General features: G+C 64.0%; 15 protein-coding genes. 4 read left to right on the top strand and 11 right to left on the bottom strand.

Annotated features, from left to right (window positions below; all coding sequences use genetic code 11):
- Window positions 1-118 precede the first annotated feature (118 nt).
- Complete coding sequence (locus RVAN_RS03560) at window positions 119-487, bottom strand: hypothetical protein (protein WP_013418395.1); 369 nt, start codon at window positions 485-487, stop codon at window positions 119-121.
- A gap of 249 nt (window positions 488-736) precedes the next feature.
- On the opposite strand from RVAN_RS03560, the gene dusB reads away from it, so the two are divergent.
- On the top strand, window positions 737-1,753 hold the full coding sequence (dusB, locus tag RVAN_RS03555; RefSeq protein ID WP_013418394.1) for a tRNA dihydrouridine synthase DusB: 1,017 nt from the start codon (window positions 737-739) through the stop codon (window positions 1,751-1,753).
- 174 nt (window positions 1,754-1,927) lie between these two features.
- On the opposite strand, the gene RVAN_RS03550 is transcribed toward dusB, so the two are convergent.
- The 3 genes from RVAN_RS03550 to RVAN_RS03535 form a co-directional block, all read right to left on the bottom strand.
- Window positions 1,928-2,710, bottom strand: a complete 783-nt coding sequence (locus RVAN_RS03550; RefSeq protein ID WP_013418393.1) for a hypothetical protein — start codon at window positions 2,708-2,710, stop codon at window positions 1,928-1,930.
- Window positions 2,704-4,314, bottom strand: a complete 1,611-nt coding sequence (locus RVAN_RS03545; protein ID WP_013418392.1) for a hypothetical protein — start codon at window positions 4,312-4,314, stop codon at window positions 2,704-2,706. Before RVAN_RS03545 ends, RVAN_RS03550 begins: the two co-directional genes overlap by 7 nt.
- Window positions 4,315-4,754: 440 nt before the next feature.
- Window positions 4,755-5,540, bottom strand: coding sequence for an SDR family NAD(P)-dependent oxidoreductase (locus RVAN_RS03535; RefSeq protein ID WP_013418390.1), 786 nt, complete (start codon window positions 5,538-5,540; stop codon window positions 4,755-4,757).
- 93 nt (window positions 5,541-5,633) lie between these two features.
- Between RVAN_RS03535 and RVAN_RS03530 the strand changes: the two genes are divergently transcribed.
- On the top strand, window positions 5,634-5,951 hold the full coding sequence (locus tag RVAN_RS03530) for an antibiotic biosynthesis monooxygenase family protein (protein WP_013418389.1): 318 nt from the start codon (window positions 5,634-5,636) through the stop codon (window positions 5,949-5,951).
- A gap of 161 nt (window positions 5,952-6,112) precedes the next feature.
- On the opposite strand, the gene RVAN_RS03525 is transcribed toward RVAN_RS03530, so the two are convergent.
- Entirely contained in the window at window positions 6,113-6,523 is a 411-nt protein-coding gene (locus RVAN_RS03525) for a DUF2853 family protein (RefSeq protein WP_013418388.1), read from the bottom strand.
- A 335-nt stretch (window positions 6,524-6,858) separates the two neighbouring features.
- Between RVAN_RS03525 and RVAN_RS03520 the strand changes: the two genes are divergently transcribed.
- The gene (locus RVAN_RS03520; RefSeq protein WP_013418387.1) at window positions 6,859-7,125 is read left to right on the top strand and encodes a DUF883 family protein; all 267 of its coding nucleotides are present in this window, start codon (window positions 6,859-6,861) and stop codon (window positions 7,123-7,125) included.
- Window positions 7,126-7,189: 64 nt separating this feature from the next.
- Complete coding sequence (locus tag RVAN_RS03515; RefSeq protein WP_155942337.1) at window positions 7,190-7,600, top strand: hypothetical protein; 411 nt, start codon at window positions 7,190-7,192, stop codon at window positions 7,598-7,600.
- Between the two features lie 145 nt (window positions 7,601-7,745).
- On the opposite strand, the gene RVAN_RS03510 is transcribed toward RVAN_RS03515, so the two are convergent.
- The 6 genes from RVAN_RS03510 to RVAN_RS03485 all read right to left on the bottom strand — a co-directional run bounded on the left by RVAN_RS03510 (window position 7,746) and on the right by RVAN_RS03485 (window position 15,432).
- Complete coding sequence (locus RVAN_RS03510) at window positions 7,746-9,017, bottom strand: CaiB/BaiF CoA transferase family protein (protein WP_013418385.1); 1,272 nt, start codon at window positions 9,015-9,017, stop codon at window positions 7,746-7,748.
- Window positions 9,014-10,195 (bottom strand): acyl-CoA dehydrogenase, encoded by a 1,182-nt coding sequence (locus tag RVAN_RS03505; RefSeq protein WP_013418384.1) that lies wholly within the window; start codon window positions 10,193-10,195, stop codon window positions 9,014-9,016. The genes RVAN_RS03510 and RVAN_RS03505 overlap by 4 nt, the downstream gene beginning before the upstream one ends.
- Window positions 10,196-10,377: 182 nt before the next feature.
- Window positions 10,378-11,256 carry a hydroxymethylglutaryl-CoA lyase gene (locus RVAN_RS03500; protein ID WP_013418383.1) on the bottom strand — a complete coding sequence of 293 codons (879 nt, stop codon included), beginning with the start codon at window positions 11,254-11,256 and terminating at the stop codon, window positions 10,378-10,380.
- Window positions 11,249-13,303: a biotin carboxylase N-terminal domain-containing protein gene (locus tag RVAN_RS03495; RefSeq protein WP_013418382.1), complete on the bottom strand. Its 2,055-nt coding sequence runs from the start codon at window positions 13,301-13,303 to the stop codon at window positions 11,249-11,251. Before RVAN_RS03495 ends, RVAN_RS03500 begins: the two co-directional genes overlap by 8 nt.
- Window positions 13,304-13,310: 7 nt before the next feature.
- A complete protein-coding gene (locus tag RVAN_RS03490; protein ID WP_013418381.1) occupies window positions 13,311-14,918 on the bottom strand; it encodes a carboxyl transferase domain-containing protein in 1,608 nt (535 codons plus the stop codon).
- A 94-nt stretch (window positions 14,919-15,012) separates the two neighbouring features.
- Entirely contained in the window at window positions 15,013-15,432 is a 420-nt protein-coding gene (locus tag RVAN_RS03485; RefSeq protein WP_245258029.1) for a PIN domain-containing protein, read from the bottom strand.
- Window positions 15,433-15,438: the final 6 nt, after the last annotated feature.

Genomic DNA, 15,438 nt, shown 5'->3' with positions numbered 1-15,438 from the left:
TCGCCACGCCCGAGCAAAGCTCCCACGCCACCTGGGCGGGCCGAGCGGAGCATTCTAGTGGAGCGAATTTGACATTTGAGTCGTGCTGCGAACGGATGCAAATGTCGGAATCGGACCACTAGTTTGCGTGAACCTCATACAGCCTCAGCATCTTTCTGGCGTAATCGGAGTCACATCCAGCCGCGCTGAGCGCGTTCTTGGTCTGCTCTTCAACGGTGTTGTATCGATCTTCCAGGGTTTTTGCGTATACAGAGTCAGGTTGCTCCGGATTATCTTTCTGCATCTTTTCTCCTGCCGCGGTTATAATATTCATATAACGCACCGCAAATTTCGATTTCAATCTCAAGTTGTTGGAGCCGCATTTATTGTATACAACGGAACTTGCAATATAATTGTCCAGTATTTGGAATATGCCGGAATTCTGTTGCGCGTAAGTCGGGGATACCGCCATTGCAAAAATCAGAGACATAAAGAATCGTGCGAACATCGAATTTCCCTTCAAAAAGTGCCCTCTATTTCAAGCAGCACCGAACGAATGTGGTCTATGGGTTCCTGACCAAAATACACATCGCGATTCCGCTTGTCTCCGCGCTTAATTATCGCCCCGCCAAGTGTTTACCATCCGATTTTAGCTTGCACTCCGTTTATGAAGCGAGCTGTTTCCCACTACCGCTAACCTGCTGGCGATTTTTAGCTCCTCGCACTGGAATTTACCGGCAAGCGATGATGATGCCCCATGCTTAATGAAACGGCGCATTTCAAAGATGGCACGGCGCGGGTGCGGCCCGTGCGGATCGGCGCGTTGACGCTCGAAAATCCCGTCATTCTCGCGCCGATGTCGGGCGTCACCGACAGGCCGTTCCGGCGCATCGTCCGGAAGTTCGGCGCGGACCTGGTCGTCACCGAGATGCTCGCCAGCAAGTCCGTCATACGCCAGCAGAGAAAGACGCTCAGGATGTCGGAGCGGGAGACCGATGGCGGTCTGCTCGCGGTGCAACTTGCTGGCCGCGACCCCACGATCATGGCCGACGCCGCCCGTCTCGCCGAGGATCGCGGCGCCGATATTATCGACCTCAATTTCGGCTGCCCGGTCAAAAAGGTTGTCAAGGATATGGTCGGCTCGGCGCTGATGCGCGACGAGGTTCACGCCGCGAAGATCTTCGAGGCCGTGGTCAACGCGGTAACGGTGCCGGTCACGCTCAAGATGCGCATGGGCTGGAGCCCGGACGAACTCAACGCGCCGCGCCTCGCGCGGATCGCCGAAGGGTGCGGGATCGCCATGGTCACCGTGCATGGCCGCACGCGATGCCAGTTCTATGGCGGCGATGCCGACTGGGGCTTCGTGCGGCGCGTCAAGGAGGCGGTTTCCATCCCCGTCATCGTCAACGGCGATATCGTCACTCCGGCCGATGCGGTGCGCGCGCTGGCGGCGTCCGGAGCCGATGGCGTGATGATCGGGCGCGGCGCTTACGGACGCCCGTGGATTATCGCGCAGGTCGCGGCGGCCCTTCGCGGAGAAACTGTCTCTGACGAACCTTCGTTGCGCGTCCGGCTGGACACGATGGCGGAGCATTTCGAGGCGATGCTCGACTATTACGGCGAGCGTGCGGGCGTGCCCATCGCGCGCAAGCATTTCGGTTGGTACAGCGCGGGGCTGCCGGGGGCGACCGCTTTTCGTGACGCCGTCAATGTGGCGGAGGCAGCGGCGGACGTCAGACGCCAGATGCGCGCGTTCCGCGAGCCGCTTTTGTGAGGGCTGCTAGTGCGGTGATTTTTGCATGATTCATACCCGTGGCACCGTTATCAGGCGTAAAATTCGAAACTCACCGGAATCAAATAGTTGCTACTCTTGAGCCGCGTGCGTTTGCCTGAGAGCGTGCAGCAATGTGGACGAAAACGGATCCGCCAGAGCGCGATGCTCAAAGCGTCACGCGCCCGAGCCGAAAGGCTGCATCAGATCCGGGTCGCGGCCCGAGAGTTCCAGAAACAACCGTCGCCACACCTTCAATGCCGACGCCTGCTGCTTTGCGAAGCGCGGGCGCGGGAGCAGCACCACTTTCGTTCGCGCGGCGCTGAGCGCGGGCCTTACCTCCGGCAGCAGACGCTCGGTCAGCGCGGCCGGGGTGAGCGTGCCATTATAGGCCGAAGCGCCGGGTCCGTACTCCATCATGTCCGATATCAGGATCACCTTGAGAAGCCCCTCTGGCTGAACATCAAGGCTTTGCACACCAAGCGCCAGCGCCTCGGCAATGGGTGATGCCGTAGCCGTGCCCTCGTGCCCGAGTGCGGCCAGCGCATCCTCCACCGGCTGAAGGAAGGCGCTCTCATAGCGGACCGCGATCCGCTTCGGATTTTCGAAGAACGGGTTCACCTCCGCGCCAGCCCCCGGATTGCAGAGATCGACCAACGTTTCAAGCGCCACACCGAGTCCGCGTTCGCGCTCCCGCAGCACCTTGACGGCGATCCGCTCGCCGCGCGCGGCCGCATCGCGATGCGCGGCGATCAGGTCTTTTGCGAAGGCCTGCTCGACCGGCGTCAGCGGGTCGGTGCGGTCGATAAGGATCAGGGTAGCGCTCGTGGCGCCGTTGCGGGGGCATAGCGTGGCCGGATCAATCATCTCGGCCTTGAGGCTTGCTGCCGCGTAGAAGCCACCACCCGCGAGCGCCGCGGTACACGCGATGAGAAGAACTCCGAGCACCGATCTCAGCATGCGGCCGCTCCTTCGTTTGCAACTTGCGTCGACTGCCGAGCGCCTTCGAAGCTCGTGCGGACCGCTTCGGCGAGGATGGTCTCAAATCCATCGGCAGCTGCGTCGAGAAAGCGGAAGCTCTCGTCCTTCTCCTTCTGAACGGCTTTTTGCAACGCCTTCAATTTCTTCTCCTGTGTTTCCAGGAATTTGCCGCGTTCCACTTCGAGCGACGGAAGCGGTTTCGAAGTCAGCGCATACATGAATCCCCCCCGTAGCGTTCGCCTCGAAAGGCGTTCAAGACTTTCGATCTCGGCTTCGGCGCGACGTGCCGTGTCATCGAGATCGACCTGAAGGCGGCGGCGTTCAGCGGCCCACGCGTCGTGACGCGAGGACAAATCCGCAAGCGACGCGGCGTGCCGGTCGAGCTTGCGGTCGAGCGCCTGAAAGGCGGCGGTCGCCCCTCCACCAGCCCGACGCATCGCTCGACGCAACGTCGCCGCCGTAGCCGCCCGCGCCTGCCGATAGCTTCGATGCCGTCGGCCGTAGCCGGGAATGGGATCGTCGAACTTGTAGCCGTCGGCGGCCGCGATCAAGGCGGCGCACAGACCGATCACAAGAAGAAAGACGCTGGAAAAGCCTTCGATTCGGAAGGGGTTTTCGACGAGCCGGCGAAGTGCGTCCGCTTCCGCGCTCTTCGATCCGGCCGGAGGAAGCGCCGCCTCCTTCGTCTCGGTTGTGGGTTTGGCGGGCAACGCAACGAGCGTTTGCTTCGCCGTGCCAAGCGGAGCCGCTGCCTTAGGAGGCGGGCGGCTCGCTTCCACGCGCGTCATGGCGTCGGCGAAGGCGCGTTCGCGATAGTCGCGGTAATGCGCGCCGAACAGGTTGATCGCGAAAATTGCTGCAATGCCCGCGAGCATGAAGACGCCCGCGCCAGCCTTCGCAATGAAGGATCGTCGGTTGAGCTGAGGCAGTGCGAAATAGCCGATGAGGAACGCCGCGCCCGCATTGGCAATCGCGAGAACCAGCGCTTCGAGCCAGCCGCCGAAAAGTCCCTGCTCGCTCGTCCCGGCAAACAGCACGCCGTTCACCATGGCTTCGGTGAGGATAAGCGCGCAAAGCACGCCGAGGCCCAGCACCGGCGACGCGGCATAATACGGCTCGCGCGTGATGCGGTGCTTCGCCCTGAACGCGTCGAGGTCGTCAAGACGGCTCTTCTCCTCGCGCAAGCGCTCGGCGAGTTCCGGCCCGTTTTCGATGAGGATGGTCTGTCGTGCGAGACGGGCCTCGCGCATCTCGGCTTCAAGGCTCGGGGCGATGCATTTCTTCTCATGCGCAGCGATGGAATCGGAGAGAGCGGATAGGCGGTCGGCGGCCTTCGCATAGGTGGCGTCGATTTCAGCCTGAAGGCGCTCAGCCGTCGAGGCGGCGGCAGATAAAGCCTGACCGCCAGCCTCTCGCAAAGGCACGACTTCGCGCGGCACATCAACGGCGACGACACTCGCCAGTGCCGCGCGCCGATACGGGACAACGCTGAAGGATGACAGGCCAATTTCGTCGGGCGGCCGCTGATCGATATCGCCCGACCTGTCTATGACGCGCTCGCCGTTCAACTCATCGATACTCATAAAAACGCTCGGCTACTTTTTCTTAATATGAAACAGTTTTATGCTTGAAATGACTAAAAAGAAAGAGAGCGTGGGCGGGGCTCTCGTTTTTCTTAGGGCTGATGCGTCACTGCAACAATGCGATAAGCAACCGCAACGAGGGGGACTGAACATGCGAGCGTGGCTTGCGGCAACAGCCGCGCTGATGATCGTGACGGCGCCTTCGTTTTTGGCGGAGGCCGCCTCGCTCGGCGAAGGCGGCAGTCGCGGGCCATGGCTCGCGCGGTTCTCTGCTTCCGGCGGCCAGTGCCCGAAACTATGCGTTGAATGGTTCGACGGCTGCAACAATTGCAGCTGCGGACGCGGGCGGATCGATGTCTGTACGCAGCATATATGCTTCGGGCGCAAGCGGGCCCGATGCCTGCGCTGGGGTTTTTAGAAACGCCACGCGGGTCAGTCGATTAGAAAATCGACTTGAACACGCCGCCATCTGCGCGAAGCGCCGCACCGTTGATCGCGCTCGAAAGCGGACTGGCGAGGAACACGACCGTTTGCGCGATTTCAAGCGGGTCTTCGAAGCGCTGCAAGAGCGAGGTCGGCCGCGCGGTCCTGAAGAAGTCGGCTTCCACGGCCTTCTCATCCTTACCCTCGGATTTCGCCAGATCTTTCACGAAGTCGATCACGCCCTCCGACGAGGTCGGGCCGGGCAGCACCGCATTCACCGTCACTTGCGTGCCTTTCGTCAGCTCCGCCAGACCGCGCGAAATCGCGAGTTGCGCCGTTTTCGTCATGCCGTAATGGATCATCTCCACCGGAATATTGAGCGCGGACTCGGACGAGATGAAGATGATCCGTCCCCAGTTCAGCAGCAGCATCGGCGGGAGCAACGCGCGGGAGAAGCGCACGCCCGACATGACGTTGACATCGAAGAAGCGAAGCCAATCCTCGTCCGGGATGTCCTGAAACGGCTTCGGCTGGAAAATCCCGGCGTTGTTCACGAGGATTTGCACGTCGCCGATGGCCTTCACGTCCTCGATGATCCGGTCGACGTCCGCCTTGTTCGCGAGGTCGCCGTAAACCGCGTGCGCCGTTGGCAAATCCTTCTTTGCATGCTCCACGGTTTCGCGCGAGCGGCCATGAATGATGACGCGCGCGCCTTCCCTTAGAAGCAGCTCTGCGGTCGCTTTGCCGATGCCCTTGGTCGATCCGGTCACAAACGCAAGCTTGCCTTCGAGATTGTAGTCCACGGAAGTCCTCCTAAATCCAGATGGGCGAAGCGTATTCGCACGTCATATCGGCGCGCCCGGCCTCAGGGTCCAGCCTCGGAAGGAGAACGATATATGTTTGTTGCGATGAACCGGTTTCGGGTGAAGAGGGGAAGCGAACAGGATTTCGAAGGCGTCTGGATCAAGCGCGACGTCCACATCAATCGCGAGCCGGGCTTCGTCGCGTTCCACCTTCTCAAGGGACCGGAGGCGGAGGACCACACGCTCTACGTCTCGCACACCATCTGGGCGAGCAAGCAGGCTTTCGAGGACTGGACGCGCTCGGAAAGCTTCCGCGCGGCGCATCAGGGCGCGGGCGAGCGCAAGGTTTTCTATCTCGAAGGACCGCATTTCGAAGGCTTCGAGGCCATCCAGGAAGTCAAACCCGCCTGATCGGGAAACCCATGCATATCGGCCGGGCGGATCGTTGTTGCGCGATCCCGCCCGGCCGGAAATCGATCCGCCTCGAATAGCGGACGCTCTGCGATCTCCGATAACGCGCCGCCTGACTGACGACAAGGACTCGCGCGCCGCGTTTTCGGATGCCTGTCGCCCTACTTCTTCGCGGCGGATTTCGCAGGCTTCGCCGCAGCGGCGGGCTTTGCCTCGGCCTTCGCGGCTTTGGGGGCAGCGGCGGGCTTCACGAGCCCTTCCAGCTTTCCGAAGTGTTCGGCGAGCATGTAATAGACCGTCACGCGCTCCTTCGAGCGGTCGCCCTTCATCTTGTCCATCAGCGACTGGATGGCGGCGTCGAGCGCTTCGTCGCTCTCGGTGAGCGCAAGCTTCTTCTTGAGCCAGCTTTCGCGGACACGCTTCAATTCTTCGGGATCTGTCCCCGATACGAGCGCCGAATCGCGGTTGCGCAGCGCTATGCCGAGATGGCGCACGATCGAGGCGACGGCGTCCTCGTTGGGAGAGCTCACGTATTTCTTCACATGAGCAAGATATTTTTCTGCGTCGGCCATGTTGCGAATCCTTTTTGGCTTTCACGACGTGCAGAAGATGGCGCGCGGTCTTGAGCGCTACAAGAGACTTCCGCTGAATCGGCGGCGGTTATGCAACGGCTTTGCAACCAATCCCGACGACCGACGATCGTTCTGCCCCCGAATCGTCCGCAATCGGTCCATGACGGCGGCATTACCCGACAAAGGGAGTGGAACGCTCATGGCATGGGCGCGTTCTCCGAATGACAGACGGGCACGGATTTGCCCGGCAGTAGATCACCCCCACTCAAATGAAATATCCGAGCGGAACAAGGTGATCGAACTAGACACGGACAATTCGAAAGGAAAACTCCACCATGGCCAAGGAAAGTATCCACGAGATCAACTCCACCACGGACTATGCTGCTGATAAAAGCAAGAACGAGATTGACGATCTTCGCGCGCAGGTGAAGGAACTCACCGATAAATACGGCTCATACGCTCAGGACAAGCTCACGGGCGTCAAGGACACCGTGCAGCAGAACATCGGCGACGTCGAAAAGCAGATCCGCGACAAACCGGTGCAGGCCACCCTCATCGCAGCTGGCGTCGGCTTCCTCGTCGGCGCTCTTCTCACTCGCTGAAGGAGTAACGCCCATGTTTGGAGCAGCTCTGAGGCTATTGGCCGTCGGCGAAGCGGGTCGGCGCGTGGGCGATTACGCGAAAACTATGGTCACGAGGTATCTCGTGCTTTCAGTAGCGGGGACGGCGTTTCTTGGGGCGATCGTCTTCGCGCTGTTGGCGGGTTTCTGGGAGTTAACCTCCCGGAGCAACGATCCGGTAACTTCGGCGGCGATCATGGCTGGAGTCCTGACCGCAGCTGGATTGCTGATAGCATTCGTGGCCTATGGAATTACCAGGGAGAAGACACCAAGCGTAAGTGAAGCGTTCGAACGTCCCGTTCAAGCTTTTCAGGCGCAGGTGCCAGCAACCGTGAACGACATTGGACGGCAGATCGAATATGCCGTGCGGACTTATGGCCCGGTGAAGGTCGCGACAGCCGCCGCTGCGGGCGGTCTCGTGGCCGGGTTACTTGCCAAGAAGTTCCGCCAGATTTGAAACAATCCCGCCGCATCGGTCAACGATGCGGCGGTTCTTTCCTTTTCCCGAAAGGCAAAGCCCATGTGGCCGGATTGATCGCAAACCGCGAGGGAAACCTCGCGGTTTTTTGCGCGGCCGGAGTGTACCGCGCCGATTGCTGTCCTTATCCGCCGATCGCGCCGCTGTCGCGTAACGCCGCAATCGCGTCGGCATCAAGGCCGATGTCCAGAAGCGTCCGCTCGGTGTCAGCGCCAAGAAGCGGCGGCGCGCAGTCGTAGGCGACGGGCGTTTCCGAAAGTTGCAGCGGATTGCCGACGAGATCGACCGGACCCGCCGGGTGCTTCATGCGCACCGACATGCCACGATGACGGATCTGCTCCTGCGCGAAGACCTGCGCGACGTCGTTGATCGGGCCGCACGGCACGCCCGCCGCTTCGAGCGCCGCGATCCAGTCCGCGCTGCCGCGGGCCGCGAGGAGCGGCTTCAAGAGCGCGACAAGCTCCTCGCGATGGCGCACGCGCGCGACGTTGGTCGCAAATTTCGCGTCGCTCGCCAAAGCTTCGCAGCCCGCCGCCGCGCAGAACCGCGTGAACTGCGCATCATTGCCGACGGCGACGATCACATGGCCGTCGCGCGTCTCGAAAGCCTGATACGGCACGATATTCGGATGCGCGTTGCCGAGCCGCTGCGGAACCACGCCACCGACAAGCCAGTTCGTCGCCTGATTGGCGAGCACGGCGGTCTGCACATCGAGCAGCGCGAGGTCGATATATTGCCCTTCGCCGGTGCGGTCGCGATGGGCGAGCGCGGCGAGCACGCCCACGCTGGCATACATGCCGGTGAAGACGTCCGCCAAGGCGACGCCCACCTTCATGGGTTCGCCGTCCGGCTCGCCCGTGAGGCTCATCAACCCGCCCATGCCCTGAATCATGAAATCGTAGCCGGGGCGCGCCGCGTAAGGCCCGGTTTGTCCGAAGCCCGTGATCGAGCAATAGACGATTTCCGGCTTCACGGCGCGAATCGCCGCGTAATCGAGGCCGTATTTCGCCAAGCCGCCGACCTTGAAGTTTTCGAGGAACACGTCGCAGGTGGCAGCGAGGTGGCGAACGAGCGCGCTCCCCTCCGGCTTCGCGATGTCGATGGCGACCGAGCGCTTGCCGCGATTGGCCGCGAGGTAATACGCGCTCTCGCTCGTATCCGCGCCGCTCGCGTCCTTAAGGAATGGCGGCCCCCAGCGGCGCGTGTCGTCGCCTTCCACAGGCTTCTCGATCTTGAAAACGGTCGCGCCGAGATCCGCCAGAAGCTGGCTCGCCCATGGCCCCGCCAGCACCCGGCTGAGGTCGAGCACGCGCAGATGAGCGAGCGGCCCCGGCTTCGGCCGGCCCGCTGCTCCCGTATCCCCGCCGCTCATCCTGTCTTGACCGCCGCCGCTCATGCCGTAAACGCCTGAATGCCGGTCTGCGCGCGACCGAGGATCAGCGCATGCACATCCTGTGTGCCCTCGTAGGTGTTCACCGTTTCGAGGTTCGCCATGTGCCGCATCACGTGGAAACTGTCGGCGATGCCGTTGCCGCCATGCATGTCGCGGGCTTGCCGCGCGATGTCGAGCGCCTTGATGCAGTTGTTGCGCTTGATGAGCGAGATCGCCTCGGGCGCGGCGGTGCCTTCGTCCAGCATGCGGCCGACGCGAAGCGCGGCTTGCAGTGCGAGCGCGATTTCCGTCTGCATGCCCGCCAGCTTGAACTGGACGAGCTGGTTCGCGGCAAGCGGTCGACCGAACTGCTTGCGCGCTAGCGTGTAGTCGCGCGCGGCGTGCCAGCAAAATTCCGCTGCGCCGGTAACGCCCCATGCAATGCCGTAGCGCGCCTTGTTGAGACATCCGAACGGACCGGCGAGACCACTCGCGCCCGGTAGCAGGTTTTCCTCCGGCACGAAGGCCTCGTCGAGCACGATTTCGCCCGTGATCGACGCGCGCAAGCTGAGCTTGCCCTCGATCTTCGGCGTCGAGAACCCCTTTGTGCCGCGCTCCACGACGAAGCCCTTGATCTTGCCGTCATGCGCGTCGGACTTCGCCCAGACGACCGCGATGTCCGCGATGGGGCTGTTCGTGATCCACATCTTCTGGCCGGAAAGCAGATAGCCGCCGTCGACCTTCACGGCGCGAGTGCGCATGCTGGCGGGGTCCGACCCCGAGTCGGGTTCGGTGAGGCCGAAGCAGCCAACGATTTCGCCGCGCGCCAGCCCCGGCAGCCAGCGCTTCTTCTGCGCGTCGGTGCCATAGGCGTGGATCGGATGCATCACGAGCGACGATTGCACGCTCATCGCCGAGCGATAGCCGGAATCGACGCGCTCAACCTCGCGCGCGATCAGCCCATAGGCGACATGGCTCACGCCCGCGCCGCCGAATTCCTCAGGAATCGTCGGCCCGAGAAGGCCGAGTTCGCCCATTTCCGTCAAGATTTCGCGGTCGAACCGCTCCTCGCGATAGGCCGAGAGCACGCGCGGCTGCAATCGCTCCTGACAGTAGGCGCGCGCCGAATCCGCGATCAGCCTCTCCTCTTCCGACAACTGGTCATCGAGCAGGAAAGGGTCTTCCCAGCGAAAACTTTGCAAAGCGGGTCTCCTCGGATTTCTTCGTCAAGCGAGATCGCCTCTGTCAAACGGGGCCTCGCTTCGACATTTTGCGGAGCATGATCCTATCGCGAAGCCGGTTCAACGGTTGCTGGTCATGCCGTCTGACATATCGGCAGCCATGGTCTTCGAGCCAAGTCGTAATCGGCGGCAAAAGGGTCGCCTTATGGCGCGCGTCGCGGCACGCCGCCTTTGCCGAGCGCCTCACAAGCGAATCGCGCGGCTTCCATGATCGCGGCGCGATCCACGCCCGTCTCGAAACCGAGGCCATCGAGCAGATAAACCACGTCCTCCGTCGCCACGTTCCCCGAAGCACCGGGCGCATAGGGGCATCCGCCGAGACCGCCCGCCGAACTGTCGATCACGCGGACGCCCTCTTCAAGACACGCGTATATGTTCGCGACCGCCTGCCGCTTGGTATCGTGGAAATGGACGGCGAGGCTTTTCATCGGCACGCACTCCGCCACCGCCCGCAGCATGGCGCGCGCGGCGTTCGGCGCGCCGACGCCGATGGTGTCGCCGAGCGAAACCTCGTAGCAGCCGAGCGCGAAGAGCCTTTTGGCCACATCCACAACGCGCGCGAGCGGCACCGCGCCTTCATAGGGGCATCCGAGCACGCAAGACACATAGCCGCGCACCGCCACACCTTCCGCCCGCGCACGTTCGACAACGGGCGCGAACCGCTCGAAGGACTCGGCAATCGAGCAATTGATGTTCTTCCGCGAGAAGCTTTCCGAAGCCGACCCGAAGATCGCGATCTCCCGCGCGCCCGCCGCAAGCGCAGCCTCAAGCCCGGTCATGTTGGGCACGAGCACTGGCAACGACACGCCGCGCCGGCCCTCAAAGGCTTTCAGCACGACCGCCGTGTCGGCCATTTGCGGCACCCGGCGCGGCGAGACAAAGCTGCCCGCCTCGATCGTCGTCAGCCCCGCCGCGATCAGCTTTTCGATGAAGACGACGCGCGTTTCGACCGGCAGCACCGCCGCCTCATTTTGCAGGCCATCGCGCGGCCCCACCTCGACGATGCGCACCTGCTCAACCATCGCGCGCCTCCTCGGCCTCGAACTCCATCAGCGCCGCGCCCTCGGAGACGAAATCGCCGATGGCGACGGCGTAGCGCGCAACGCGCCCGCGCGACGGCGCTCGCACGGTGTGCTCCATTTTCATGGCTTCGAGGATGAGGATCGGAGCGCCCGCTTCGAGGCTCGCGCCCGGCTCAGCGAGCAGCGTAAGCACCGTCCCCGGCATCGGCGCGAGCGTGCCCGTGCCGTGGTGATGCGTGGTCGCCTCCGCCGCGAAAGGATCGACGGGCGCGAGGCGGATCGGCTGCGGGCCGTCGAAAACCGTTACCGCGCCGTCGCCATACACCGCGCCGATGGCTCGCCGCGCGCCGCCGAGCGTCACCGCAAAACGATGCGGATCGCCGCGCTCGCGCTCGAACGCGAACCGCGCGGCCTCGCCTTCGACGGCGAGCGTCATGCCGTTGCGGCTCTGTTCGAGGCGGACGGTGAACGCATGGCCGTCCTTGCCGCGAAATTCGAAAACGCGGCCGCGCGAGCCGAAGAGCGCCCATGCCGCGCCCGCCACACATGCCGCGTCTGCCACCCATGCCGCGCCCGCCACCCATGGCGACCACGGATCGGCCGGATCGCGGCGCGTTTCGTCCGCCTCGCGTGAAAGGATCGCTGCCACCGCCGCCGCGAGATGCACGGCGCCGGGCGTGTGGCTCGCATCGAGGCCAGCGTGCTCGCGCTCGATATATCCGGTATCGATCGCGTTCGCCGCGACCGCGCCCTCGCCGAGAAGCCGCGCGAGAAAAGCCACGTTCGTGGCTACACCCGCGATCTCGAAGCCCGACAACACGCCTCGCAACCGGGCGAGCGCAGCGGCACGGGTCGGCGCGTGCGCGATGAGCTTCGCAAGCATCGGATCGTAATGCGGCGTGACCTCGTCGCCAGCGCCGAAACCGGTATCGATGCGGAGCCCCTGCCCCGCTTGCGGCGCGCGCCATTGCGTGATGGTCCCGGTGGACGGCAAGAAGCCCGCGTCTGCATCCTCGGCATAGATGCGCGCCTCGATTGCGTGCCCGGCGCGCGCGATTTCCTCCTGCCGCAGCGGCAGCGTCTCGCCCATGGCCACGCGGAGTTGCCATTCAACGAGGTCGAGGCCGGTGATCGCCTCCGTCACCGCGTGCTCGACCTGAAGGCGCGTGTTCATTTCGATGAACCACGCGTTCGTCTCGTCGGCGACGAATTCCACCGTGCCCGCGCCGACATAGCCGATGGCCGCCGCCGCTTTTCGCGCCGCGTCGCAGAGCGCCTCGCGTCGCGCGTCATCGAGCGAGGGCGACGGCGCTTCCTCGACGACCTTCTGGTGGCGGCGCTGAAGCGTGCATTCGCGCTCGAACAGCGAGACGACGTTGCCATGCGAGTCCGCGAAGATCTGTACCTCGATGTGGCGGGGCCGCTCGACGAAGCGCTCCATCATCAGCGTGTCGTCGCCGAAAGCCGCCGCCGCCTCGCGCTTCGCGGCCGTGAGCGCGACTTCCAGTTCATCCGCCGCGCGAACGATACGCATGCCTTTGCCGCCGCCGCCTGCGACCGCCTTAAGGAGCACCGGGAAGCCGAGCCGCTTTGCCTCGCGCGCGAAAGCCGCCGCGTCTTGCGCCGCGCCGCCATAGCCCGGAACGACCGGCACGCCCGCCGCCTCCATCAGCGCTTTCGCCGCAGCCTTCGAACCCATCGAGCGGATGGCTGACGCGGGTGGCCCGACGAAGATGAGCCCCGCCTCCGCGCAGGCTTCCCCGAACGCAGCCTTCTCCGACAAGAAGCCGTAACCGGGATGCACCGCCTCCGCGCCGCTCGCCTTGGCGGCCTCGATGATGCGGCCGATGTCGAGATAGCTGTCGCGGGCGGGTGCAGGCCCGATCAGCCGCGCGTCGTCGGCCGCCTTCATATGGCGCGCGCGGGCGTCCGCCTCCGAGTATACGGCGATGGTGCGAAGCCCCATGCGGCGGGCGGTGCGCACGATGCGGCAGGCGATTTCACCGCGATTGGCGATGAGAAGCGATGCGAAGGGCCGGAGCGTCATGTCTGCCTCACATCCTGAACACGCCGAAGCGACCGCGCTCAGCCGGCGCGTTGAGCCCCGCCGAAAGCGCGAGCGCGAGCACCATGCGCGTGTCGGCGGGATCTATGATGCCGTCGTCCCACAGCCGCGCGGTGGCGTAATACGGATCGGCCTGTGTCTCGAACTGCGCGCGGATCGGCGCTTTCAACGCTTCCTCCTCCGCCTCGCCGAGCGTCGCGCCCTTCGCTTCCAGCGCCTGCCGCCGGACGATGGCAAGCACGGTCGCCGCCTGCTCACCGCCCATAACGGAGATCTTCGCGTTCGGCCACATCCACAGGAAGCGCGGGCCAAAGGCGCGTCCGCACATGCCGTAATTGCCCGCCCCATATGAGCCGCCGATGACGACGGTATATTTCGGGACGCTCGCCGTCGAAACCGCCGTGACGAGTTTCGCGCCGTCCTTGGCGATGCCGCCCGCCTCGTATTTCCGGCCGACCATGAAGCCCGTGATGTTTTGCAGAAAGACGAGCGGAATGCCGCGCTGGTCCATGAGTTCGATGAAATGCGCACCCTTCAGCGCGCTTTCGGAAAACAGGATGCCGTTATTGGCGAGGATGCCGACGGGGTACCCGTGGATGCGCGCCGTACCGCAGACGAGCGTCGGACCGTAGAGCGCCTTGAACTCGTCGAAGTCGGAGCCGTCGACGAGGCGAGCGATGATTTCGCGAACATCGTAGGGCTTCCGCGCGTCGGCTTCGACGATGCCGTAAAGCTCGTCGGCCGGGTAGGCCGGATCGCGGGGCGGCGCGATGTCGAGCGACGCGGGCTTCGTGCGGTTGAGCCGCGACACGATGCGCCGCGCGATGCCGATGGCGTGCGCGTCGCTCTCCGCATAGTGGTCGACGACGCCGGACTGGCGCGCATGCACGTCCGCGCCGCCGAGTTCCTCCGCCGTGACGATTTCCCCGGTCGCGGCGCGCACGAGCGGCGGACCGCCGAGAAAGATCGTACCGTTACCCTTCACGATGACGCTCTCGTCGCACATCGCGGGCACATAGGCCCCGCCCGCCGTGCACGGCCCCATGACGAGCGCGATCTGCGGGATGCCCTCCGCCGACATCTGCGCCTGATTGTAGAAGATGCGGCCGAAATGGCGCTCGTCGGGGAAGATCTCATCCTGCATCGGCAGGAACGCACCGCCCGAATCGACGAGATAGAGGCACGGCAGCCGGTTCGCGCGGGCGATGTCCTGCGCGCGAAGATGCTTCTTTACCGTCAGCGGATAATAGGTGCCGCCCTTCACGGTCGCGTCGTTGGCGACGATCATGCATTCGACGCCCGACACGCGCCCGATCCCCGCAATGACCCCCGCCGCATGCGCGTCGCCGCCATAAAGACCGTGGGCGGCGAGCGCTCCGATTTCGAGGAAGGGCGACCCCGGATCGATAAGCAGCGCGATGCGGTCCCGCGCGAGAAGCTTGCCTCGCGCGACGTGCCGCGCGCATGCCTCAGCCCCGCCGCCACCTTGCGCGAGCGCGGCCTTTTCGCGAAGCCTCGCGACGAGAGCCGTCATCGCCTCCGCATTCGCCCGGAAAGCTGCGGAGCGCCTGTCGATGACGCTGTTCAAGACTGCCATGCCCGCTCCTGGATTCGTCCCGCACAGGCGGAACGCGACTTCACCGCAAGACGATCCGAATAGTATCGAGGAGCCGTTCCGAAAACGGGCGGCCCTAACGCAAGACGTGCACCTCCACCGAAAGAGCGATGTCGCGCCATGTCCGGTCGGCGGTCAGCACCGGCAGGCGCAGTTTTTCTGCGAGCGCAAGGCAAGCGCGGTCGCCGAGCGAAAGGCCGAAGGCCTTCGTCGCAACGCGCAGCGCGCCCGCGCGAAAGGCGAGGTCTTCGTCGAACGGCACGATTTCGAGGCCGTAGCGGTAAAGCGCCGCGCGAACGAGCGGCATGTCGGCACCGCGCTCCTGAAGTTTCGCCACCACCTCGGAGAGGTTCACGGAGGACATCGCGGCGTTTCCGAAAAAAGCCTCGGCACGGTCTGCGCCGGGCTCGCCGCCGAGATGCGCGAGGATGGCCGAGGCGTCGAGCACGATCGCAGCGCACATCAGCGGCGCCTCGGCAGTGGCGCGCGGGCACATGTGCGC

This window comes from Rhodomicrobium vannielii ATCC 17100, assembly GCF_000166055.1.
GTDB lineage: Bacteria > Pseudomonadota > Alphaproteobacteria > Rhizobiales > Rhodomicrobiaceae > Rhodomicrobium > Rhodomicrobium vannielii.
Note: the sequence above shows the minus strand (reverse complement) of the source record. Positions and strands in the feature narration are given on the sequence as shown.